The sequence below is a fragment of the Micromonospora sp. NPDC000121 genome, from assembly GCF_042899165.1.
In the GTDB taxonomy this organism is placed as follows: domain Bacteria; phylum Actinomycetota; class Actinomycetes; order Mycobacteriales; family Micromonosporaceae; genus Micromonospora.
Window position 1 is genome coordinate 264959 of sequence record NZ_JBIAZP010000001.1, and the last position, 23287, is coordinate 288245.

Sequence of the window (23287 nt, forward strand, 5' to 3'; positions counted from 1 at the left end):
CGCCACGAAAGTCGGACGGTCGGATGCCGGTCGGAGGGAGGTAGAAGATGGGTCTTCCACGTAGGTCCCTACTCGTCGGCGTGGCCACCATGGCGATGGTGGCCACCGCCACGCCCGCCATGGCCGCCGAGCCCGTCGGCACGATCCGCGCCGCGGGCGGCGCCACCGCCGTGGCCGACAGCTACATCGTCGTCTTCAAGGACAGCGCCGTCGGGCGCGACGCGGTGAGCGACAACGCCGAGCGGCTCGTCGGCCGGCACGGCGGCGCCGTGGCACGCACCTACGGCGCGGCGTTGCGGGGCTTCGAGGTCCGGGTCGGCGCGAAGGCCGCCGCGCGGATCGCCGCCGACCCGGCGGTGGCGTACGTCGAGCAGAACCACACCGTGACGATCTCGGGCACCCAGACCAACCCCCCGTCCTGGGGCCTGGACCGGATCGACCAGCGGAACCTGCCGCTGAACAACTCCTACACCTACCCGAACACGGCGTCCAACGTGCGCGCCTACGTCATCGACACCGGCGTGCTGTACGGGCACAACGACTTCGGCGGCCGGGCGGTCTCCGGCTTCGACGCGGTGGACGGCGGCTCCGCCGACGACTGCAACGGCCACGGCACGCACGTCGCCGGCACCGTCGGCGGCTCCGCGTACGGGGTCGCCAAGGGCGTCCAGATCGTCGGCGTCCGGGTGCTGAACTGCCAGGGCTCCGGCACCAACGCCCAGGTCGTCGCCGGCATCGACTGGGTCACCGCGAACGCGGTCAAGCCGGCCGTGGCGAACATGAGCCTCGGCGGCGGCGCCAACAGTTCGATCGACACGGCGGTCACCAACTCCATCAACTCGGGCATCACGTACGCCGTGGCCGCCGGCAACGGCGACTTCCTCGGCAACCGGCAGAACGCCTGCAACTACTCCCCGGCCCGGGTCGCCTCGGCGATCACCGTCGGGGCCACCCAGAACAACGACGCCGCCGCCAGCTTCTCCAACTTCGGCACCTGCGTCGACATCCTGGCGCCGGGCGTCAACATCACCTCCGCCTGGTACACCGGAAACACCGCGACGAACACGATCAGCGGCACCTCGATGGCGTCGCCGCACGTCGCCGGCGCCGCGGCGCTCGTGCTGTCGGCGAACCCGTCGTGGAGCCCGCAGCAGGTGCGCGACAGCCTCGTCAACAACGCCACCCCGAACGTGGTGACCAACGTGGGCACCGGCACCCCGAACCGGCTGCTCTACGTGGTGAACGACGGCACCCCGCCGGTGAACGACTTCTCGGTCTCGGTCTCGCCGACCTCCGGCTCGACCGCGCCCGGCGGCTCGGTGACCACCACGGTCAACACCGCCACCACCAACGGCTCGGCCCAGTCGGTCAGCCTCTCCGCCAGCGGCCTGCCGGCCGGCGCGACCGCCTCGTTCAACCCGGCCACGGTGACCTCGGGCGGCTCGTCGACGCTGACCATCAGCACCTCGGCGAGTACGCCGCCCGGCACCTACCCGGTGACCGTCACCGGTAGCGCGGCCTCGGGCACCCGGACCGCGACGTACACGCTGACGGTGACCGGCTCCGGTGGCGGCGGTTGCTCCGGCAGCAACGGCACCGACGTGGCGATCCCGGACACCGGCGCCACGGTGTCCAGCTCGATCACCATCTCCGGGTGCGCCCGGAACGCCTCGTCGGGCTCGACGGTGGCGGTGAACATCGTGCACACCTACCGCGGTGACCTGGTGGTCGACCTGGTCGCCCCGGACGGCTCGTCCTACCGGCTGAAGAACAGCAACATCTGGGACGGCGCGGACAACATCAACACCACCTACACCGCGAACCTGTCGAGCGAGGCGGCGAACGGCACCTGGCGGTTGCAGGTGCGGGACGTCTACGCCGGCGACACCGGCTACATCAACACCTGGACCCTGACCCTCTAGCGGTGTAGTGCAAGGAAAGGGCCCCTTCCTATCGCCTGATGCATAGGAAGGGGCCCTTCCTAACGTCTGCCGGTCTGGGTCAGACGGCGAAGGTGGACGGGCGCTCGGCGGCCGGGGGCGGCGGGGTGGCCTTCCACAGGCCGGTCTTCTGCCCGGCCAACCGGGCCAGGTAGGCCGGGTTGAGGATCACGTACCGGCGCCACAGCCGCTTCGGCTCCAGGCCGAGCCGCCAGAACCACTCCAGGCCGGCCCGCTGCATCCACGGCGGCGGCTGGCGCAGCAGCCCGGCGTGGTAGTCGAAGGCCGCCCCGACGGCCATCATCGGCATGTCCAGCAGCGGCCGCATGGCGTACGCGAAGACCTCCTGGCGCGGGCAGCCCAGCCCGACCAGGACGAGCCGCGCCCCGCTGGCCTTGATGCGGTCGGCGATCTCGACGTCCTCGCCGGGCTGCACCGCCCGGAACTTGGACGGCTCCACGCCGGCGATCTTGAGTGCCGGGAACATCCGCTCGAGCGCCGGGATCAGCTTCGCCAGGGTCTCCTCGGTCGAGCCGTACAGGTAGACCGGGAGGCCCTCGTCGGCGAAGCGGGAGAGCACGTGCAGGGTCAGCGTGGGGCCGTAGACCCGGTCGGTGAGCCCGGCGCCGTGCAGCAGGTTGAGCGCCCAGCGCACCGGCTGGCCGTCGGGGGTGACCACGTCGAAGGAGTTCAGCCGGGCGTTGTGCGCCCGGTCGAGCACCCCGGTCATCACCCCGTGCACGGCCAGCGCCGTCAGCGCCAGCGGGCGGCGCTCCTGCGCGGCGGCCACCACCTGCTCGGTCGCCGCGGCGTAGTCGGTGGCGTCGACCAGGACGCCGAGGACGTTCCGCTTGCCCCTGGCGGTCATGCTGCCGGCACCCACTTGTCCACGTTGGCCTCGTAGATCTCGCGCATGATCATGGGAACGTCGTAGACCTGCTTCCATTCCGGGTAGTCGGCCTGGAAGGCCTCGTTGGAGCCGATCCACCACTTGTGGTCGCCGATCCGGTTGGCCTCGACGTACTCGGTGATCATCTCCTGGCCGGTGATCTGCTCGGCCAGCGCGAACGCCTCCCGGTTGGAGGTGTTGGAGTGCCGGCCGCCGCCGAGGTTGTAGACCGCCGCGGAACGCGGGTTGCGGAAGAACGCCTCGAACGCGGAGACCACGTCCGAGCTGTGGATCGCGTCCCGCACCTGCTTGCCCTGGTAGCCGAAGATCTTGTACGTCCGGCGCTCCATGTTGGCGCGCATCACGTACCCGAGGAAGCCGTGCAGCTCCGTCGCGGAGTGCGCCGGACCGGTCAGCGTGCCGCCCCGGAAGCAGGCGGTCTTCATGTCGAAGTAGCGGCCGTACTCCTGCACCATGACGTCGGCCGCGACCTTGGAGGCGCCGAAGATCGAGTGCAGGCAGCCGTCGATGGACATGTCCTCGCGGATGCCCTGCTCGTACGGGTGGCCCGGCTCGATCTCCCACCGGGTCTCCAGCTCGACCAGGGGCAGGCTGTTCGGCCGGTCGCCGTAGACCTTGTTGGTGGAGCAGTGGATCACCGGCGCCTCGATGCAGTGCTCGCGCACGTTCTGCAGGACGTTGAGCGTGCCGGCGGCGTTCACGTCGAAGTCGGTGAACGGGTCGCGCACCGCCCAGTCGTGCGACGGCTGGGCGGCGGTGTGGATCACCACGGCGACGTCGCCCGCGTACCGCTTGAAGAGCTTGCCCAGCGCGGCCCGGTCCCGGATGTCGATGCTGTGGTGCGAGTACGCGCTCCCCAGCTCGTCGGTCAGGCGCCGTACGTTCCAGGCGGTCGAAGCCTCCTCGCCGAAGAACTCCTGCCGCATGTCGTTGTCGATGCCGACGACGTCGAGACCGAGGCCGGCGAAGTGCCGGACCGCCTCGGAGCCGATCAGCCCACCCGACCCGGTCACGAATGCGACACTCACACGCCACTCCTGGTCCTCGGAGGCAGAATCCATCGGAGCATAGCGTGACGTACGGCACGGCCCCGATACGCCGCGAGGGCCCCGCATCGCTGCGGAGCCCTCGCGTATTGGTGGGGAAGGGGGGAGTTGAACCCCCACGCCCTTTCGGGCACACGGACCTGAACCGTGCGCGTCTGCCATTCCGCCACTTCCCCGTGGCCTGACCTCGAACACTGTAGTCTGTGCCGGTCCTGCTGTCTCCAGCGGGCCCCGGACATCCTACGTTGTCCGTGATCGTTGCGTCGATCGGTTACCGTCCGTCGAGGCGGTACCGTTCTCGGCGGACGAAAGACTAGCACGACGACAACGGCCCCACCGAACGGGCCGCCGCCAGCCGGCCGAGCGGCGTGTGAGCTGCGAGCGCTCCGGCCGGATACCATCATGTCCTCGGGACCCGAGGAGGAGCCGGTGAGCGTGCTGCAACGCTTCGAGAAGCGTCTGGAAGGCCTGGTCGAGGGGGCCTTCGCCAAGGTCTTCAAAGGGGTGGTCCACCCCGTGGAGATCCTCAACGCCATGCAGCGGGAGGCCGAGGCGCACAAGGCGATCCTGGCCGGTGGGCGCACGTTGGTGCCCAACCGCTACGTGATCGATCTCTCGCCCTACGACCACAGTCGGCTGGCGCCGTACGCCGCCGCGCTGGCCCAGGAGCTGGCCCAGTCGCAGGCGGAGTTCATCGGCGAGCAGGCCTGGACGGTCTACGGCGACGTGATCGTCGAGATCGAACGTGGCGAGGGGCTGGACACGGGCATGTTCCGGGTCACCGCCGAGGTCTACACCGGCGGCGAGGTCGCTCCGGTCTCGGCGCCCGGCTACGACGCCGGCCCGCCCGCGTACCCGGCGTACGACCAGGGTGGCGGCTACGGCCCCCCGCCCGGCCACGGCGGCGGCCGCAACGTGCGGCTGGTCTCCGGCGACGGGCGCACCTATCCCCTCCAGATGGGCTCGACCGTGATCGGCCGCGGCGACCAGGCCAACCTGCGCCTGCCCGACGTCGGCATCTCGCGGCGACACGCCCGGCTGGACTTCGACGGCGGCCAGGTCGTGCTGACCGACCTCGGGTCGACCAACGGCACGATGGTCAACGGCCAGCGGGTCTCCGCCGTCGCGCTCAACCCCGGCGACATGATCCAGCTCGGCACCACGACGCTGACCTTCCGCGTGGACGGCTGATCCGCCTTGCCGGAACTCGTCATCACCGTCGCCCGGTTCGGGTTCCTCATCCTGCTGTGGATCTTCGTGTTCACGGTGGTCGGCGTGATCCGCCGGGACCTTTTCGCGGGGGCCCGGTCGGGCCGGCTGGTGGCCGCCCCGCGGGCGGTCGGGGCCTCGCTCGGGCAGGCGGCGAAACCGGCGAAGGCGAAGCGGGGCAGGGCGGCGCACCAGCTCGTGGTCACCGCCGGTCAACTGGCGGGCACGCGGATCACCCTTGGTGAAGCGCAGATCACCATCGGTCGGGCCGAGGACTCCACCCTCGTCATCACCGACGACTACGCCTCGGCGCGGCACGCCCGGCTGGTGCCGCGCGACGGGCAGTGGTTCGTCGAGGATCTCGGCTCGACTAACGGCACCTACCTGGATCGCGCTAAGGTCACCGGACCAACCCCCGTCCCCCTCGGCGTGCCGATCCGGATCGGCCGCACTTCTCTCGAATTACGGCCATGACTCTGACCCTGCGCTATGCGGCCCACAGCGACCGCGGTCTGATCCGAGACGGTAACCAGGACTCCGTCTACGCCGGGCCGCGGCTACTCGCCGTCGCCGACGGCATGGGCGGCATGGCCGCCGGTGACGTCGCCAGCAACATCGTCATCGGTGCCATGGCGCCGCTCGACGAGGATGTCCCGGGTGACGCCCTCGTCGACGCGCTGCGTTCGGCCGTGGGCACCGCCAACCAGCAGCTCCGCGACACCGTGGACGCCAACCCGCAGCTGGAGGGGATGGGCACCACGCTCACCGCCACCCTCTTCTCCGGCAGCAAGCTGGGCATGGTCCACATCGGCGACTCGCGGGCCTACCTCCTGCGCAACGGCGAGTTCGCGCAGATCACCAAGGACGACACCTACGTCCAGATGCTCGTCGACGAGGGCCGGATCAGCGCCGAGGAGGCGAGCAGCCACCCGCAGCGGTCGCTGCTCACCCGGGCGCTGGACGGCCGTGACATCGACCCGGAGTACAGCGTCCGTCAGGTGCTGCCGGGCGACCGCTACCTGATCTGCAGCGACGGCCTCTCGGGCGTGGTCAGCGCCGACACCATCGCCGAGACCATGCGCGAGTACGCCGACCCCCAGCAGTGCGTCGAGCGGCTGGTGCAACTCGCCCTGCGCGGCGGCGGGCCGGACAACATCACGGTGATCATTGCGGACGCCACCGACCAGGACATCGTCGAGGCGAGCCCGATCGTCGGCGGGGCCGCGGCCCGGGACCGGGGCATGGCCACCTCCGCCGACGTCTCCACCCCGGCCGCCCGTGCGTCGGCGCTCTCCGCCCCCCGGCCCGCCGCCCCCGAGGAGCCCGTGGCCGGTGACGACGACGAGCCGGAACGCCCGAAGCGCCGGCCGGTGCGCGCCGCCGCGACGACACTGGCGCTGCTGGTGCTGCTCGGCGGGGCCGTCTTCGGCGGCTGGAGCTACACCCAGCGGCAGTACTACGTCGGGGCGACCGAGGAGGGCCAGGTCGCGGTGTTCCGAGGGATCCAGGGCGAGATCGCCGGGATGGACCTCTCCACCGTGCACTCCACCAGCCCCGCCGACCTGGAAGACCTGACCCTGGCAGCGCAGGAGCAGGTGAAGCAGGGCATCCCGGCCAAGAGTGAGCCGGACGCCGAGCGTCGGCTGGCCGAGCTGACCAGCGACAGCCCGACGAACCCGAACCTGAAGCCGATCTGCCCGCCCAGCCCGAGCGCGGTGGCCGTCACCACGACCCCGACGCCGTCCGCCCGCCCGGCGACCCCGACGCCGTCGGCCAGCGCGAGCCCGGCGGCCAGCAGTCGTCCGACCACGTCGGCCGCGCCGACCAGCACGCCCGACGCCCTGCCCTCCGACACCGTCTCGCCGACGCTCGACCCGGCCACCTGCCGGTCGCCGGAGTGAGCGTCGGCTCGAAATCGAGGACGATCCGTGACCGCAGCGGCCACCCCGGCACCCTCGCCCGCCACCACGGGCGAGCAGCCCGGCGTGCGCCTGGCCCGGTCCCGGCGTAACGCCGAGATCTCGCTGCTGCTGCTGGCCATGGTGCTGGTGGCCGCGTACGGGGCGATGGTCGAGGCAACCGTGCTCGACACGGTCACCGCCGACTTCTGGGTGCCGGCCGCCGTGCTCTCCGTGCTCTTCCTCGGCCTGCACGCGGTCATCCGGTTCCTGGCGCCGTTTGCCGACCCGGCCCTGTTGCCGGCCGTCGCGCTGCTCAACGGCATCGGCGTGGGCTTCCTGCGCCGGCTCGACCTGGCCGAGGCCGCTCCCGCCGACCGGGCGGACCTGGCCATCTTCGCCGGGACGGGTGGCCGTCAGCTCGCCTGGACGCTTATCTCGGTGATCCTCGCCGCCGGGCTGCTCGCCCTCATGCGTGACCACCGGTCGATCTCCCGGTACGCGTACACCCTGGGCCTGGCCGGCATCGTGCTGGTGATGATCCCGGCGGTGCTGCCGAGCCGCTTCTCGGAGATCAACGGCGCCAAGCTGTGGATCAAGTTCGGCGACAGCTTCTCGATCCAGCCGGGTGAGTTCGCCAAGCTGGCGCTGCTGGTCTTCTTCGCCTACTACCTGGTGCGCAAGCGCGAGGTGCTCTCGCTGGCCAGCCGCCGGTTCCTCGGCATCGACTTCCCCCGCGGGCGGGACCTCGGCCCGGTGGTCGCGGTCTGGCTGGTCAGCGTCCTGGTCCTCGTCTTCGAGAAGGACCTCGGCACGTCGCTGCTCTACTTCGGCATGTTCGTGGTGACGCTCTACATCGCCACCGAACGGGTCAGTTGGCTACTCATCGGCCTCGTGCTCTTCTTCGGCGGCGCCTACCTCGCGTACGTCCTCGGCGACCTCGTCGGCGGCCCGTTCGCCAACTTCTACCTGCGCGCGCAGATCTGGCTCGACCCGTTCGCCGACCCCCACGACGACGGCTACCAGCTGGTCCAGGGGTTGCTCGCGCTCGGCACCGGCGGGATGTTCGGCGCCGGCCCGGGCGGCGGCCAGCCCGGCCTGCTGCCCGAGGTGCAGAACGACTTCATCTTCGCCGGCCTCGGCGAGGAGATCGGGCTGTTCGGCCTCTCCGCGCTGCTCGTCGTCTACCTGCTCATCGTCGAGCGGGGGCTGCGGGCCGCCCTGGCGGTCCGCGACTCGTTCGGCAAGCTGCTGGCCGGCGGCCTGGCGTTCACCCTGGGGCTCCAGGTCTTCGTGATCGTCGGCGGGATCAGCAAGCTCATCCCGCTGACCGGCCAGACCACCCCGTTCCTCTCCGCCGGTGGCTCCTCGCTGATGGCCAACTGGCTGCTCATCGCGGTCCTGCTCCGCGTCTCCGACGGGGCCCGCCGCCCCGTCGCAGGCGGGGGCGGCAAGGCGGCCCGACCGTCCGGCGGCCCGCCGGAGCAGCTGCACGGTGCCCCCACGGAGGTGATCAGGCCGTGAACGCACCCCTGCGCCGCGTGGGCGTCGTCGTCATGGTTCTCTTCGGGTTGCTCTTCGCGAACCTGAACTGGATCCAGGCCTACAAGGCCGACGAATACCGCACCAGCGACTACAACGGCCGGGTCCAGGTCGCCACCTACGATCGCAAGCGCGGCAACATCGAGGCCGGCGGCACCGCGCTCGCGGTCAGCAAGGAGACCGACGGCAGGCTGAAGTACCAGCGCACCTACCCGGGCGGGGCCAAGTACGCGCACGTGCTCGGCTACAAGCCGGTCAACCTCGCCGAGACCGGCATCGAGAAGGCCGAGGACGACTTCCTCGCCGGCACCAGCGACCAGCTCTTCTACGACCGGTTCAAGGACATGTTCACCGGCGACAAGACCGCCGGCGGCAACGTGCTGCTCACCCTCTCGAAGCGGGCCCAGGACGTCGCGTACGAGCAGTTGCGCAACAACCGCAACGACGTCCCGAAGGGCGCGGCGATCGCCATCGACCCGCGTACCGGGGCGGTGCAGGCGCTGGTCTCCATGCCCAGCTTCGACCCGAACCCGCTGACCAGCCACAACACCAACGAGGCGACGGCAGCGCACAACAAGCTGGAGCAGGACGCGGACGGACCGCTGAAGAACCGGGCCCTCGGCGAGGTGCTGCCGCCGGGCTCCACCTTCAAGATCGTGGTGGCCGCCGCGGCGCTGGAGAACGGCATCGGTCAGGACACGAAGATCCCGGCCGGTTCCAGCTACACCCCGCCGACCTCGGGCACGCCGATCCGCAACGCGGCGGCGTCGATCTGCCCCGAGGACGAGGTCACCCTGATGAACGCGGTCACCGAGTCGTGCAACACCGGCTTCGCCCAACTCGGCGTCCGGCTCGGCGCGGACAAGATCAAGGAGAAGGCCCGCCAGTTCGGTTTCGAGGAGGAGGACCTCACGGTCGGCCAGCTCACCAAGGGCGGCCACCCGGTGGCGGCCAGCCGCACCGGCAGCATGGAGAACGCCGACGGCGGCGACGACCCCGCCGCGCTCGCCCAGTCCTCCATCGGCCAGCGCGACGTCCGGATGACCCCGCTGCAGGGGGCCCTGATCGCCGCCTCTGTCGCCAACAACGGCAGCCAGATGCGGCCGTACCTGGTGCGCCAGCTCCTCGGACCGGACCGCACCACCAGTCACTACACGGCCAACCCTCGGGAGCTGCGCCAGCCGATCAGCGGCCAGGTCGCCGGCGACCTGCGGGAGATGATGGTCAGCGTCGTCGAGAACGGCACCGGCGAGAGCGCGAAGATCAACGGCTACACGGTCGGCGGCAAGACCGGCACCGCGCAGTCCGCGCCCGACCGGCCCGACCACGGCTGGTTCATCGGCTTCGCGCTCGACAAGAACGGCACCCCGGTCTCCGCGGTCTGCGTCATGCTGGAGCAGGCCGGCCCGGGCGGCAGCGCCGAGGCGGCCCGGATCGCCGGGCAGATCATGCGCGCCGCCATCGCCGACCCCGGGGGCCGCTGACATGCTCAGCCCCGGGGTGCAGCTCGGCAACCGCTACCGCCTCGACGAGCGGATCGCCAGCGGTGGTATGGGCGACGTCTGGCGCGGCACCGACCAGGTGCTCGGCCGGACGGTCGCCGTCAAGAGCCTGCTCCCCGCGCTGCTCGACGACCCCGACTTCGCCGAGCGGTTCCGTGGCGAGGCCCGCACCATGGCGACGATCAACCACCCCGGCGTGGTCGACGTCTACGACTTCGGCAACGACCAGCAGATCGCCTTCCTGGTCATGGAGTACGTCGAGGGCGACGCGCTGTCGGCCACGCTGGCCCGGGTGGGCCGGCTCACCCCGGCCCGCACGATGGCGCTGGTGGCCCAGGCGGCCGACGCGCTGCACGCGGCGCACGTGAAGGGCATCGTGCACCGGGACGTGAAGCCGGGCAACCTGCTGGTCCGGCCCAACGGCACCCTGGTGCTGACCGACTTCGGCATCGCCCGGTCGGATCTGGTGGCCCAGCTCACCGCGGCCGGCTCGGTGCTCGGCACCGCCTCGTACATCTCTCCGGAGCAGGCCACGGGCGGGGTCGCCACGGCCGCCTCCGACGTCTACGCGCTCGGCGTGGTCGCGTACCAGTGCCTGGCCGGCCGCCGCCCGTTCGAGGGCGACAATCCCCTCGAGATCGCCATGCGGCACGTCCGGGAGGCCCCCCGCCCGCTGCCCGCCGACATCCCGCCGCAGGTCCGGGCCGTGGTGGAGCGGGCCCTGGCGAAGGACCCGGCCGCCCGTTGGCCCAGCGCCGCCGCGCTGGCCGGGGTGGCCCGGCAGATGAAGGCCCAGCTCTCCCAGCAGGCCCGCGCGGGTGGTCGTCCGATCTCCGCAGCCCCGGCGTCGCCCGCCGCCGCGCCCGGCCGCGCCCAGGTGCCGGCTCCGACGGCGCGTCCGCCGGTGACCCCGCACCGGCCGCCGACCGCCGCCCCGCAGCCAGCGCGCCCGCCCGCGGCGGCGCCCCGCCCGGCCGCCGCGCCGCACCGCCCCACGGCCCTCGCGCCCGCCGCGTCGGTGCCCCGCCCACCCGTGGCCGCGCCCGGCTATCCACGCGGCGCGGCGCCCGTGCCGCCGGCCCGTCCGATGGCGTACGCGGGGCAGGCCGCCCCTCCGGCGCCCCAGCCCGGCGGCCGACGGTCCCGGCCCGGGATGGTGTTACTCGCCATCCTCCTGGCCGTACTGGTCCTCGTCTGCTCCGGCGTGATTTCCTACAACCTGAAGGAGCGGTCGCAGCAGTCCGGCGCAGCCGGCGCGGTCGCCCCGCTGACGGTGACGTCCGGCGCGCTGCGGCCCGACGGACGCGACGATCCGGCCGGGACGTCGTACCGTCGACAGGAACTGCCCCGGCCGGGCGGCGACGAGACGACGAGCGAAGGACGACAGACGCGATGACAGCGCAGGCCCGCCTGCTCGGTGGCAGGTATCAGGTCGGCGAGCTGCTCGGCTACGGCGGCATGGCCGAGGTGCACCGCGGTCGCGATCTCCGGCTCGGTCGGGACGTCGCGATCAAGATGCTCCGGACCGACCTGGCCCGGGACGCCACCTTCCAGATGCGGTTCCGCCGCGAGGCGCAGAACGCGGCGTCTCTCAACCACCCGGCGATCGTCGCCGTCTACGACACCGGCGAGGAGACCGCGCCGACCGGCGAGACGCTGCCGTTCATCGTGATGGAGTTCGTCAACGGGCGGACCCTCAAGGAGGTCCTCGGCGTCGAGGGGCGGCTCCAGCCGCGCCGGGCGCTGGAGATCTGCGCCGACATGTGCGCGGCGCTGGAGTTCAGCCACCGGCACGGCATCATCCACCGGGACATCAAGCCCGGCAACGTGATGCTCACCCAGACCGGCCAGGTCAAGGTGATGGACTTCGGCATCGCCCGGGCGCTGGCCAGCGGCGCCACCACGATGACCCAGACCAGCGCGGTGATCGGCACGGCGCAGTACCTCTCGCCGGAGCAGGCGCGCGGCGAGGCGGTCGACGCCCGGTCCGACGTCTACGCCGCCGGCTGCGTGCTCTTCGAGCTGCTCTGCGGGCACCCGCCGTTCGTCGGCGACAGCCCGGTCAGCGTGGCCTATCAGCACGTGCGAGAGGCCCCGCCGACCCCGAGCGACATCAACCCGGACGTGAACCCGGCTGTCGACGCGATCGTGCTCAAGGCGCTGTCGAAGAACCCGCTCAACCGCTACCAGAGCGCCGGCGAGATGCGGGCCGACCTGCTCCGCGCCGCCGCCGGCCGCCCGGTGCTGGCCACCCCCGTGCTGCCGCAGGACGAGGCGACGCGGGTCGTCCCGGCCGGTGCCGGCTACCCGGCCCCGCCCGGCGCCCCGCAGACCCGGCAGATCCCGGCCCGCGTCGGCGACCCGCGCCGGCGCCGGGCGTCGTCCTGGCTGATCGCCACCTTCGCCGCGGTGGGCGTGCTGGCGGTGATCGCCCTCGCCGCCGCGCTGCTGAACCAGGGCGACGACGAGGTCACCGTTCCCACGGTGACCGGCCTGACGCAGCAGGAGGCGTTCGCCCGGATCGAGCAGGCCAGCCTGGTGCCCAGGGAGGGCGAGCAGGTCTTCAACGCCACCTGCAAGAAGGGCCAGGTGGTCAACCAGACGCCGGCCGCCAACTCGGCCCTGCAGCCCAACGGGGAGGTCGTCGTCCAGGTCTGCGGCGGCCCGGCCACGAAGGCCATCCCGAGCAACCTCACCGGCTCTACGTACGAGAGCGCGAAGGCGCGACTCGAGGAGGCGGGCTTCCAGGTCAAGAAGGTCGAGAAGGACAGCGCCGACCAGGAGGGCATCGTCCTCGACGTGTCGCCCGAGGAAGGGAAGCAGGTCGCCGAGAAGACGGTCGTGACCCTCACCGTCTCCAAGGGCAACGTCGGCCAGGTGCCCAACGTGGTCGGCTCGACCGAGGAGGACGCCGAGAAGGAGCTGGAGGACGCCGGCTACGAGGTCGACGTCGAGCAGGGCCGGGAGGTGCCGGCGGCCGAGGCCGGGCGGGTCCTCTCGCAGAGCCCGCGACCGGGCAGCAGCCTCGCGAAGGGTAAGACGGTGACGATCGTGGTCAGCGTGCCGCAGGCCGAGCCGACGCCGTCCGACACGCCGAGCCCCACGCCCACCACCACGCCGTCCGGTGAGGGCGGCGGCTTCCCGCTGTTCCCGACCACCCCACCGGCCCGGCTCTCCGAGCAGTAACCCCGGCGGGTGACTCCCCGCCGGGACCCGTCGGCCAGGCGTTGCCGGCCAGGTCCGTCGGCCGGGCGGATGCTCGCCCCGGTTCGGGCCGTGCGGCGCGCAGAGAGGACGACAACGAGTCGTGACGATCCGACGCGGCGACGACTGTCAGGTGCTCGCGAAGGCGGCGCGGCGGCGGGCGTCCACCTCGGCGGCCAGCTCCGGGGCCCGTTCCAGCGCCTCCGGGTGGCCGCAGGCGGCGAGCCAGTTCGCCAGCATGAGGTGGCCGCCCTCGGTGAGCACGGACTCCGGGTGGAACTGGACGCCCTCGATCGGCAGCGTCCGGTGGCGCATCGCCATCGCCACCCCGGAACCGGTCCAGCCGGTGACCTCAAGCTCCTCGGGCAGCGTCTCGGGCAGCACCGCGAGCGAGTGGTAGCGGGTGGCGGTGAACGGGTCCGGCAGGCCGGCGAGCACCCCGACGCCCTGGTGGCGGACCTCGGAGGTCTTGCCGTGCAGCAGCTCGGGGGCGCGGGCCACCGTGGCGCCGAACGCCTCGCCGATCGCCTGGTGCCCCAGGCAGACGCCGAAGATCGGTAGTTCGCCCGCGTACTGGCGGATGACGTCGAGGCAGATGCCGGCCCGGTCAGGGCTGCCCGGACCGGGCGACAACAGGACGCCGGCCGCGCCGGCCCTGCCCACCTCGGCGACCTCGATCTCGTCGTTGCGCCGGACCTCGCAGTCCACGCCGAGCTGGCCCAGGTACTGCACCAGGTTGAACACGAACGAGTCGTAGTTGTCGATCACCAGGACACGCATCGGAGGGCTCACTCGTCCGGGGAGGGGGGCGGGGTGTTGTTGCGTTCGGTGTCGTACGGCAGGTCGTGCCCGTCGCCGGGCGCGGTCTCCTCGTCACCGGGCACCACGTCGACGTCGCCGGGCTCGCCGGATTCCTGCGTGACCTGCACGTCGTCGAAGGGCAGCAGGGGCTCGGCCCAGGGGAAGACCACGTACCAGAGCAGGGCCACCATCGCGCTGGCGATCAGCAGGCTACCGACGAGCTTGCCGGGCAGCCCGAAGGGGAGCTTGCGCCAGATCCAGCCGTACACCGCCTAGCCTCCCAGTTCCGCCGGGCGACCCGCCGACTTCGGCTGGGTACGCGCCAACTCGGCGTGGACGATCAGGCGCTGGTAGTTGTCGAACTTCGGGTTGCACGTGGTCAGGGTGAGCATCGACTTGGTCGGCTTCTGCCCGGGCTTGCCCGGCACGGGCGCCACCACCTCGACCTGGGTGGGCTTGACGATGTGGTTCCGGGTCACCTTGTAGACGTACCAGTCGGTCTTGCCCTCCACCACGATGGCGTCGCCGTCGTTCAGCTCGTCCAGGCGCCAGAAGGTGGCGCGGTTGCGGTGCCCGGCGACGGAGAAGTTGCCCACCTGGCCCGGCAGGGCGCTGGACGGGTAGTGGCCTGGCGCGTAGCGGATGTCCTTCTGGGTGACGCCCTCGACCACGACCCAGCTCTTGTCGAGCTTGGGGATGTAGAGCCCCGCCATCGGCTTGCCCTGCGCGGGCGGCTTCGGCTTGGTGGACGCGCTGGCCGTCGGTGCCACGGTCGGGTCGCCGTCCGGCCCCCACGCCTGCGCCAACTGCTGGCTGAGGTCGTTCTGGTGGGCGTCGACGATCGCCGACTTGCCCCACACCTCGTAGCCGGCGAAGAGCAGCACCACCATGCCGAAGGTGATCAGCACCTCGCCCGTGATCCGGATGCCGGCGCGCAGCCGGGAGCCGAGCGTCGGCCGGGTCAGCTCCGAGTAGACGCTCCTGTAGCCCGCGTTGGTCTGCTCGGGACGGAGCTGGACGACCCGCTCGCCCCGGCGTGGCTTCGGCTGCTCGGCGGCGGCGTCGGGGATGCCGGGTTCGTCCGTCTTAGGTGGCCGTGGCACGGCCCCCATCAGGGCGGTCGACTCGACCAGGGCCGCCGAGCCGGCCGGCGTACGCCCGGAGACGGCCGGGATCACGGCGGTGGCCCCGGGGTCGGCGGAGCGGTCGGGGGCGGCCGGCGAGACCGGGGCGGACGGCCCCCCGCCGGCCGCGCCGCTCTTCGGGATGAAGGCGGTCGGCCCGTCGGTGGTCGGCCGGTCGCCCTGGGCGGCGGTGCGGTCGACGGGCGGACGGAGCGACCGCTCGCCGCTCTGCCTGCCCGCCCAGGTGGCGTCCGGTCGCCGGACGGCGTCGGCCGGCGGAGCCGGGTGCGGCGGGGTGGCCGGCCGGACCGGGCCGGCGCCCGGCCACGGCGGGGCGGCGGCACCACGGCCGGCGGAGCCGGTTGGCGGGCCGAAGTCCAGGGGAGCGGCCGGCGGGCCGACGTTCGTGTGGCCGGTGGGCGGGCCGAAGTCGGAGCGGCCCGCGGGCGGGCCGAAGTCGGAGCGGCCCGCGGACGGGCCGAAGTCGGAGCGGCCGTGGCCGGCCGGTCGGCCGGGCCCGAGGCGGTCCGGGTCGGCGGGCCGCGCCGGGTCGGCGGTGGCGCGGGCCTGGTCGGCGCCGGGGGCGAATCGCCCGGGGTTCGCGGGACGACCCGGCTCCCGCTCCGGGCCGCCGGAGCGCGCCGGGCCGCCGTGCCGGGTGGAGTCGGCGGATCGGGCGGAGTCGGCGAAGCGGACGGGGTCGGACACGGCGCGCGGCCATCCGGTGGGCGGGCCGCCGGGTGGGCGGCCGTCGCCGACCGAGGGGCCGGGACCGTGCGGGCGCGACGCCGGGGAGCGGGGCGGCAGCGTCGGCTCCGGCCAGGCTCCGGCCGGGGCGGGACGATCGACCTTGGGCAGGAACTCCGTCGGGCCGTCGCCCTGGCCGCGGCGCCGGCCGTCGGGCTCCCCCGACCAGTCGTCTCGGTTCACCGTGGCACCGTCGCCGACCGGAGCGTGGTCGAATCCTCGAACGCCGGCACGGCGACCGTGGAGACGGTTTCCTTGTAGCCGAGCTTGTAGTCGTCGACCAGGTCCCTGAACAACCGGACTCCCTCAGAGTCGGCGAGGGCCCGCTGGAGGGCGGCGGGGTCGCCGATTGCTACGATCTTGAATGGTGGGGAGTACACCCGGCCGTGCAGCAGCAGGGTGTTACCCACGCAGCGTACCGCGCTGGTCGACAGCACGCGGACGTTCATGATGGACATGGCCTCGGCGCCACCCGCCCAGAGGGCGTTCACCACCGCCTGCACGTCCCCCTGGTGGACGACCAGGTCGTCGTTGGTGGCCCCGGGGGGCAGGGCCGCGTCGTTGCGGCGCGGGGGCGCGTCGTTGAGTTCCACCGTCACCCCGGGGCCGCTGAGCGCGGTGAATCCGGCCGCCTCCCGGCTGGCCACCGCCCGGTCCTGCTGCTCCTTGATCGGGCCGTCCGAGCTGGCCAGCGCCGTGGTGCGGCCCTCGACCTCGCCGCGCAGCGCGGCGGCGCGTTGCTCGCTGGCCGCCACCTCCGCGCGGCGGTCCTCGATGAGCTGGTTGAGCTGGGGGCGCCGGTCCTCGCGCAGGGCGGTGCCGCCGGCCGTGGTCGCCGTGGTGGTGAAGAGCAGCCCGGCCGCGGCGGCGATCAGCGGCACCCCGATCGACCAGCCCGGTCGGCGCTGCCGCGGCCGCCGCGGCAGGAGGCCGGCGACCACCCGCCGGAGCACCTTCTGCCAGGATGCCGCGCCGGATGTGTACTCCACCGAGCGTTCCTTCCCCGTCGTCTGGTCAGCCCGCGCGGGGGCGGGCCGGTGCGGCGACCCGAACAGTCCCGCCTTTTTCGGTCACTCCGAGCACCGGCCTGACCCCATTCGTGGCTTGGACGGGTCTTCGGGACTACGCTAGCTGTCGAACATTATTGGCCATGGACCGTCGCCCCCGCGCCCGGTTGTCAGGCCGGACGAGGTCGTCACCCCTCTGGAGAGCGTCGTGCCCAAGTCTCAGGTCCGCAAGAAGAAGGTGTACACCCCGCCGACGGACGTCCGTCCGACGGCCACGGCGGCGACGCGCAAGCCTAGCCCGGTGTGGCTGCCGATCTCGGCGGTCGCCCTCATCGTCTTCGGCATCGGCTGGCTGGTGGTCTACTACCTCTCCGAGCAGGAGTACCCGGTCATGTCGTGGGGTTACTGGAACCTCGCGGTGGGCTTCGGCGCGATGGTCGCCTCCCTGATCCTGCTCTCCCGCTGGCGCTGAGCGGCCCGCCCGACGCGGTGCGCCCCGGCTGAGCGCGTCACGCGGCGGAGACCCCGCAATGATCCGGCCCCGCCGGGGCCGCCCGGCGCGGTGCGCCCCGGGCGAGCGCGTCACGCGGCGGAGACCCTGCCCGGCGGTTTCGGGTCGGGCCACCTATGGTGTGCGCAGGGCGGCGCGGCCGGAGTGCGAGATGTCTCACGTTACCGCTGGGTAACCTTGCGCGTAGGCTGCATTGCATGACCGAGCGGAGCGAGGTCATCGACCGGTCCGGTCGAGGGTGCGGTGGTGGCGGCTCGCCGACCGTCCCCTGACCCGGCCCCGGTCGCCGAGCCGCTCGACAGGCAGCAGACCGGGAGGCCAACTCGATGGGCAGCGTCCAGATCGTCACCACGATCCTCGCGTTCGCCATCACCGCCGTGGCGGTGTGGCTTGCGGTACGCGCGGTCATGCGGATGGTGGCCGTCATCCGGCTGGGTCAGCCAGACCCGACCCGGTTCGTCGACAAGGGCACCCGCACGAAGACCATGCTGGCGGAGACCGCCGGCCACACCCGCATGCTCCGCTGGAGCGTGGTGGGCGCGGCGCACTGGTTCGTGATGGTCGGCTTCATCGTGCTGTCGCTGCTGGTGCTCGAGGCGTACTTCGAGGTCGTCTCCCCGACCGGCGGGCTGCCCCTGATCGGCGGCTGGGCGTTCTACGGCGCGGTGACCGAGCTGATCGGGATCCTGGGCATCGTCGGCATCCTGGTGCTGATCGCGATCCGGGTCCGCAACCGGCCGACCCGGCCGGGCGGTCGCTCCCGGTTCACCGGCTCCACCATGTGGCAGGGGTACTTCGTCGAGGCCGTGGTCCTCGCGGTGCTGGTCATGGGCTTCCTCATCCGGGGCTTCAAGGTCGCCACCGACCACTTCGAGTACCCGGTCTGGGCCACCCCGCTCAGCCACGCGGTGGGCGCGGCGCTGCCGAACTGGGACGCAGGCGTCAGCATCGCCGCCCTCATCAAGATCGCCATCTCGATGACGTGGCTCATCGTGATCGCGCTCAACGTCACCATGGGCGTCGCCTGGCACCGCTTCCTCGCCTTCCCCAACATCTTCTTCAAGCGCGACCCGGGCCGCGCCGGCTCCGGCCTCGGCGCACTGCGCCCGATGACGAGCCAGGGCAAGCCGCTCGACTTCGAGGAGGCAGACCCGGAGAAGGACCAGTTCGGGGTCGCCCAGGTCGAGCAGTTCACCTGGAAGGGCCTGCTGGACTTCAGCACCTGCACCGAGTGCGGCCGCTGCCAGTCGCAGTGCCCGGCCTGGAACACCGGCAAGCCGCTGTCGCCGAAGCTGCTGGTGCTGAGCCTGCGCGACCACGCGTACGCCAAGGCGCCGTACCTGCTGGCCGGCGGCGGCAAGGACCTGACCGGCGAGGAGAAGGCCACCGCCGCGCAGCTCGCCCACGTCGACGTGCTGGCCCTGGCCGAGGGTGACAAGCCGCTGATCGGCACGGCCGAGGAGGGCGGTGTCATCGACCCGGACGTGCTCTGGTCCTGCACCACCTGCGGCGCCTGCGTCGAGCAGTGCCCGGTCGACATCGAGCACGTCGACCACATCGTCGACATGCGCCGCTACCAGGTGCTCATCGAGTCGAGCTTCCCGTCGGAGGCCGGCGTGATGCTGCGCAACCTGGAGAACAAGGGCAACCCGTGGGGCGCCCCGCAGAACACCCGCGAGGACTGGACCAAGGGCCTGGACTTCGAGGTGCCGCGGGTCGGCGAGGTGGACGACTTCGAGTACCTCTTCTGGGTCGGCTGCGCCGGCGCGTTCGAGGACCGGGCCAAGAAGACCACCCGGGCGGTCGCCACGCTGCTCAACGAGGCGGGCGTCAAGTTCGCGATCCTCGGCGAGGGCGAGACCTGCTCCGGCGACCCGGCCCGCCGGATCGGCAACGAGTTCGTCTTCCAGATGCTCGCCCAGCAGAACGTCGAGACCCTGAACGAGGCGTTCGAGGGCCGGGAGAAGAGCAAGCGCAAGATCGTCGCCACCTGCCCGCACTGCTTCAACACCCTGGGCAACGAGTACGGCCAGCTCGGCGGCGAGTTCGAGGTGGTCCACCACACCCAGCTCCTGGCGCACCTGGTCGCCACCGGCAAGCTCACCCCGGTGCAGCCGGTCGACGGCGGCGTGACCTACCACGACCCCTGCTACCTGGGCCGGCACAACCGGGTGTTCGCCCCGCCGCGCGAGGTGCTGGGGACGGCCATTGCCGGCGAGCTCACCGAGATGCCGCGCAACAGCGAGCGCTCCTTCTGCTGCGGCGCCGGCGGCGCCCGGATGTGGATGGAGGAGAAGATCGGCAAGCGGATCAACGTGGACCGGGTCGAGGAGGCCATGTCCACCGGGGCGCGGACGGTCGCCGTCGGCTGCCCGTTCTGCTCGACGATGCTCAACGACGGCGTGAACGGCAAGGGCGCCGGCGAGCAGGTCGAGGTCGTCGACGTGGCCAGCGTGCTGCTCCGCTCGGTGAAGCCCGAGCCGGCGCCGGGCGACAAGGAGATCACGCCGGTCGCCGGCTGACGCGTATTCCCTGGAACGCCCGACGGCGGTGGCACCTCCCGGTGCCACCGCCGTCGTCGTTCAGGCGACGCTGGCGCCGATGATGGCGGCCGTGCCTGCGGCGCTCCCCATCAGCACGGCCGCGCGGGTCTCCTCGATCGCCTTCCGCGTCGCGGCGGACGCCCAGTCCCCGGCGGCGATCTCGGTCAGCCGGCGTTCGACCTGCTCCCCGGGCAGGTCCGCGAAGAGCTCGCGGTCCAGGCCGACGGCCCTGGCGAGGCCGATCAGCGCGGCGGTCCGCGCGTCGACCGGGCCGTCCCCGGCCACCGCATCGACCATCCGCTGCCGGGCCTGCGTCTCCACCTCCGGCTGCGCCCCGGTGGGCGACGGATAGCGGGTACGCGGGAAGATCCACAGCAACCTGTCCGACTCGCGGTGGAGCACGCCCGCGGTCACCAGCCCGTCCAGCACCTGTTCGGGCAGGTCCTTGGCGAGCCGGCCGATCCAGTCCTTGGGCTGGCGACGCTTCCCGTCGGCGCCGATCCGGGCCAGCGCGTCGTCGAGCTGCCGTTGGCCGACGGGCGTCGGGTCGGTCACCACCAGCCGGTCGTCGGCGACCTCGACCCGACCGGCGAGTGCCAGCTCCAGCAGCAGGGCACCGGCCATGCCCTGGTCGAGCGCCGGCCGGCCGAGCCGGTCGACGCCCGCGTCGTCGTAGCCGAGCAGGGCCAGTTCGTGTGCGAGGGTGAGTGCGACCATGGGCACGACGGTAGCCGGGCCGGGCGAGCGACCCGGGATTTGCGCCGTGACCAGGCCGCCCCCGCGTGCGAGAATCGCGCCGAGGTGAGACGAGCATCGATGGCCTGCTGCTGACCACGCTGCTGCCCCTGGTCGGGTTCGTGCTGCTGACCGGCGGCAACGCGTTCTTCGTCGCGGCCGAATTCGCCCTGGTCACCGTGGACCGGCCCGAGATCGAGCGCCGCGCGACCTCGGGCGAGGGCCGGGCCGCGACCGTACGCCGGGCGCTGCGGGAGCTTTCCTTCCAGCTCTCCGGGGCGCAGCTCGGCATCACCCTCACCGCCCTGCTCACCGGCTACCTGGCCGAGCCGGCCCTGGCCCGGCTGTTCACCCCGCTGCTGCGGCCGGTCGCCGGGGACGCCGCCGACCGGTTCACCCCGTTCCTCGCCCTGGCCCTGGCCACCCTGCTCTCCATGCTCTTCGGCGAGCTGGTCCCGAAGAACCTCGCGCTGGCCCGGCCGATGCCCACCGCGCTGGCCACCGCCGGGCCGATGCGCGCCTTCTCCCGCACCTTCGGCTGGCTGATCCGGGCGCTCAACGACTCGGCGAACCGCCTGGTCCGCCTGCTGGGGGTGGAAACGCAGGAGGAACTGGCCAGCGCCCGCTCGCCGGAGGAACTGGGCCTGCTGGCCGCCATCTCGGCCCGGGCCGGCGCGCTGCCACCCGACACCGCGATGCTGCTGCGCCGGACCATCCGCTTCGGCGACAAGCGGGCCGCCGAGGCGATGACCCCGCGGGTGGACGTCGTCGCGCTGCGCGCCACCGCCACGGTGGCCGAGCTGCTGGCGCTGTCCCGGCAGACCGGGCGCACCCGTTTCCCGGTGTACGAGGAGACCCTGGACCTCGTGACCGGCGTCGCCGGGGTGCCCGACGCGCTGGGCGTGCCGCCGGCCAGGCGGGGCTCGACCACGGTCGGGTCGGTGGCCCGCGAGCCGGTGTACGTGCCGGAGAGCCTGGACCTCGACGGGGTGCTCGCCGCGCTCAGGGCGGCCGGCGCCGACCTCGCCATCGTCGTCGACGAGTACGGCGGCACGGACGGGGTGGTCACCACAGAGGACCTGGTGGAGGAACTGGTCGGCGAGATCGCCGACGAGTTCGACCCGGACGCGGTGGGCGATGCCGGCCCGGTCGAGCTGACCGTGCCGGGCGGGGAGCGGACCGTCCTCGTCGACGGGGTGCTGCGCTCCGACGAACTGGCCGAGCAGACCGGCTTCCGGCTGCCCGAGGGGCCGTACGAGACGCTCGCCGGGTTCCTGATGGCCCGGCTGGGGCACATCCCGGTGGCGGGCGAGACGGTCGAGGAGTCCGGCTACGAGTTCACGGTCGTCGAGGTGGAACGGCACCGCATCGAGCAGGTCCGGGTGGTCCGCCCCGAGGAGCCGAGCGACGATGCCTGAACTGCTGGTCACGGTGGCGCTGCTGCTCGGCAACGCGTTCTTCGTGGGCAGCGAGTTCGCGCTCATCGCGTCCCGGCGTACGGTGGTCGAGCCGTTGGCGGCCACCTCGAAGCGGGCCCGCTGGGCGCTGTCGGCGATGAACCAGATCCCGCTGATGATCGCCGGGGCGCAGCTCGGCATCACCGTCTGCTCGCTGGGGCTGGGCGCGATCGCCGAGCCGGCCCTGGCACATCTGCTGGAGCCGGCGTTCCACGCCGCCGGGCTGCCCGACCGGGCGGTCCACCCGGTGGCCTTCGTGCTCGCCCTCGGCGTGGTGGTCTTCCTGCACACGGTCGTCGGCGAGATGGTGCCGAAGAACATCACGCTGGCCGGGCCCGAGCTTTCGGCACTCTGGCTGGGGCCGGCGATGCTGGCGTTCTGCCTGGCCACCAAGCCGCTGCTGCTGGCGATGAAGTGGGCCGCCCGCCGGGTGCTGGGGCTGTGGCGGATCGAGGCGACCGAGGCGGTGAAGACTGTCTTCACGGCCGAGGAGTTGGCCGGGTTGGTGGCGCAGGCGCGTACGGAGGGTCTGCTCGACGCCCAGGAGCATGCCCGGATCACCGGCGCGCTCGCCCTGCACAGCCGGACCGCCGCCGACGCCCTGCAACCCTGGTCGACGGTGACCACCGTCGCCGAGGACGTCTCGCCCGCCTCGCTGGAGGTGCTGGCCACCCGGACGGGCCGGTCCCGCTTCCCGGTGGTGCAGCGGTCCACCCGCCGGGTGCTCGGCTTCGTGCACGTCAAGGACGTCCTCGGGTACACCGGGGTGAGCCGGCGCGCCCCGGTGCCGGCGGAGGTCTATCGGCCGCTGGCGGTGGTGCCGCCGGACCGTACGCTCGCCGACCTGCTGCTGTCGATGCGCCGCGAGCGGCGGCACATGGTGCTGGTCAGCGACGGCCGGCGTCCGCTCGGCGTGGTGACGTTGGAAGATGTATTGACGGCGATCGTCGGTCGCCGGGCCGACACCCTGGGTGCGCAGCCGGTTGCCTAGGCGTGATGTGGACGATGGTCGCCTTGATTCCGCTGGGCGCCTTCCCTAATGTTGGGCACCGGCCGCTGTGTGGGTCGTCTGTCTCGCCCCTCTTTCCTCCCGCGAGACGCCCGGCGGTCG

Annotated in this window: 19 protein-coding genes and 1 tRNA gene; 12 read left to right on the forward strand and 8 right to left on the reverse strand. The window is 72.4% G+C overall.

All coding sequences use genetic code 11. The annotated features are described in order from the left end of the window. The first annotated feature begins 47 nt into the window (after nucleotides 1-47). The gene (locus ACFY23_RS01315; RefSeq protein ID WP_350683273.1) at nucleotides 48-1922 is read left to right on the forward strand and encodes a S8 family serine peptidase; all 1875 of its coding nucleotides are present in this window, start codon (nucleotides 48-50) and stop codon (nucleotides 1920-1922) included. Nucleotides 1923-2001: 79 nt separating this feature from the next. On the opposite strand, the gene ACFY23_RS01320 is transcribed toward ACFY23_RS01315, so the two are convergent. The 3 genes from ACFY23_RS01320 to ACFY23_RS01330 form a co-directional block, all read right to left on the reverse strand. Next, nucleotides 2002-2808 carry a WecB/TagA/CpsF family glycosyltransferase gene (locus tag ACFY23_RS01320; RefSeq protein ID WP_350683275.1) on the reverse strand — a complete coding sequence of 269 codons (807 nt, stop codon included), beginning with the start codon at nucleotides 2806-2808 and terminating at the stop codon, nucleotides 2002-2004. Further along, on the reverse strand, nucleotides 2805-3878 hold the full coding sequence (locus tag ACFY23_RS01325; protein ID WP_350683277.1) for an NAD-dependent epimerase/dehydratase family protein: 1074 nt from the start codon (nucleotides 3876-3878) through the stop codon (nucleotides 2805-2807). The genes ACFY23_RS01320 and ACFY23_RS01325 overlap by 4 nt, the downstream gene beginning before the upstream one ends. A gap of 108 nt (nucleotides 3879-3986) precedes the next feature. After that, a tRNA-Leu gene (locus tag ACFY23_RS01330) sits at nucleotides 3987-4072 on the reverse strand. A gap of 226 nt (nucleotides 4073-4298) precedes the next feature. Between ACFY23_RS01330 and ACFY23_RS01335 the strand changes: the two genes are divergently transcribed. Genes ACFY23_RS01335 through pknB form a run of 7 tightly spaced genes read left to right on the forward strand, consistent with a single transcriptional unit; the run spans nucleotide 4299 to nucleotide 13233 of the window. Further along, the gene (locus tag ACFY23_RS01335) at nucleotides 4299-5087 is read left to right on the forward strand and encodes a DUF3662 and FHA domain-containing protein (protein WP_088996759.1); all 789 of its coding nucleotides are present in this window, start codon (nucleotides 4299-4301) and stop codon (nucleotides 5085-5087) included. 6 nt (nucleotides 5088-5093) lie between these two features. Beyond that, the gene (locus tag ACFY23_RS01340; protein WP_111134465.1) at nucleotides 5094-5579 is read left to right on the forward strand and encodes an FHA domain-containing protein; all 486 of its coding nucleotides are present in this window, start codon (nucleotides 5094-5096) and stop codon (nucleotides 5577-5579) included. Continuing rightward, a complete protein-coding gene (locus tag ACFY23_RS01345) occupies nucleotides 5576-7006 on the forward strand; it encodes a PP2C family serine/threonine-protein phosphatase (RefSeq protein WP_350683279.1) in 1431 nt (476 codons plus the stop codon). Before ACFY23_RS01340 ends, ACFY23_RS01345 begins: the two co-directional genes overlap by 4 nt. Before the next feature lie 27 nt (nucleotides 7007-7033). Then, the gene (locus ACFY23_RS01350; RefSeq protein ID WP_387035677.1) at nucleotides 7034-8527 is read left to right on the forward strand and encodes an FtsW/RodA/SpoVE family cell cycle protein; all 1494 of its coding nucleotides are present in this window, start codon (nucleotides 7034-7036) and stop codon (nucleotides 8525-8527) included. After that, nucleotides 8524-10029 (forward strand): penicillin-binding transpeptidase domain-containing protein, encoded by a 1506-nt coding sequence (locus ACFY23_RS01355; protein WP_350683281.1) that lies wholly within the window; start codon nucleotides 8524-8526, stop codon nucleotides 10027-10029. Before ACFY23_RS01350 ends, ACFY23_RS01355 begins: the two co-directional genes overlap by 4 nt. 1 nt (nucleotide 10030) lies before the next feature. Continuing rightward, entirely contained in the window at nucleotides 10031-11443 is a 1413-nt protein-coding gene (locus ACFY23_RS01360) for a protein kinase (RefSeq protein WP_350683283.1), read from the forward strand. Next, entirely contained in the window at nucleotides 11440-13233 is a 1794-nt protein-coding gene (gene pknB / locus ACFY23_RS01365) for a Stk1 family PASTA domain-containing Ser/Thr kinase (protein WP_350683285.1), read from the forward strand. The genes ACFY23_RS01360 and pknB overlap by 4 nt, the downstream gene beginning before the upstream one ends. A 147-nt stretch (nucleotides 13234-13380) precedes the next feature. Here the strand turns inward: pknB and ACFY23_RS01370 are convergent, their stop codons facing one another. From ACFY23_RS01370 to ACFY23_RS01385, 4 genes are read right to left on the reverse strand one after another with little or no spacing between them, the layout of a single operon-like run. After that, entirely contained in the window at nucleotides 13381-14031 is a 651-nt protein-coding gene (locus ACFY23_RS01370; protein ID WP_350683287.1) for an aminodeoxychorismate/anthranilate synthase component II, read from the reverse strand. An 8-nt stretch (nucleotides 14032-14039) separates the two neighbouring features. Then, a complete protein-coding gene (locus tag ACFY23_RS01375; RefSeq protein ID WP_350683289.1) occupies nucleotides 14040-14321 on the reverse strand; it encodes a hypothetical protein in 282 nt (93 codons plus the stop codon). Nucleotides 14322-14324: 3 nt separating this feature from the next. After that, nucleotides 14325-16106 (reverse strand): class E sortase, encoded by a 1782-nt coding sequence (locus ACFY23_RS01380; RefSeq protein WP_350819239.1) that lies wholly within the window; start codon nucleotides 16104-16106, stop codon nucleotides 14325-14327. After that, complete coding sequence (locus ACFY23_RS01385) at nucleotides 16103-16912, reverse strand: DUF881 domain-containing protein (RefSeq protein WP_350683133.1); 810 nt, start codon at nucleotides 16910-16912, stop codon at nucleotides 16103-16105. Before ACFY23_RS01385 ends, ACFY23_RS01380 begins: the two co-directional genes overlap by 4 nt. A gap of 226 nt (nucleotides 16913-17138) precedes the next feature. Here ACFY23_RS01385 and ACFY23_RS01390 point away from each other — a divergent pair, with 226 nt between their 5' ends. Next, a complete protein-coding gene (locus ACFY23_RS01390) occupies nucleotides 17139-17402 on the forward strand; it encodes a cell division protein CrgA (protein ID WP_091100210.1) in 264 nt (87 codons plus the stop codon). Between the two features lie 365 nt (nucleotides 17403-17767). Continuing rightward, a complete protein-coding gene (locus tag ACFY23_RS01395; RefSeq protein ID WP_350683131.1) occupies nucleotides 17768-19963 on the forward strand; it encodes a (Fe-S)-binding protein in 2196 nt (731 codons plus the stop codon). Between the two features lie 60 nt (nucleotides 19964-20023). On the opposite strand, the gene ACFY23_RS01400 is transcribed toward ACFY23_RS01395, so the two are convergent. Beyond that, complete coding sequence (locus ACFY23_RS01400) at nucleotides 20024-20701, reverse strand: GPP34 family phosphoprotein (protein WP_350683129.1); 678 nt, start codon at nucleotides 20699-20701, stop codon at nucleotides 20024-20026. 122 nt (nucleotides 20702-20823) lie between these two features. On the opposite strand from ACFY23_RS01400, the gene ACFY23_RS01405 reads away from it, so the two are divergent. Both ACFY23_RS01405 and ACFY23_RS01410 read left to right on the forward strand, forming a co-directional pair. Then, a complete protein-coding gene (locus ACFY23_RS01405; protein ID WP_350683135.1) occupies nucleotides 20824-22137 on the forward strand; it encodes a hemolysin family protein in 1314 nt (437 codons plus the stop codon). Continuing rightward, nucleotides 22130-23167: a hemolysin family protein gene (locus tag ACFY23_RS01410; RefSeq protein ID WP_350683127.1), complete on the forward strand. Its 1038-nt coding sequence runs from the start codon at nucleotides 22130-22132 to the stop codon at nucleotides 23165-23167. The genes ACFY23_RS01405 and ACFY23_RS01410 overlap by 8 nt, the downstream gene beginning before the upstream one ends. Nucleotides 23168-23287 lie beyond the last annotated feature (120 nt).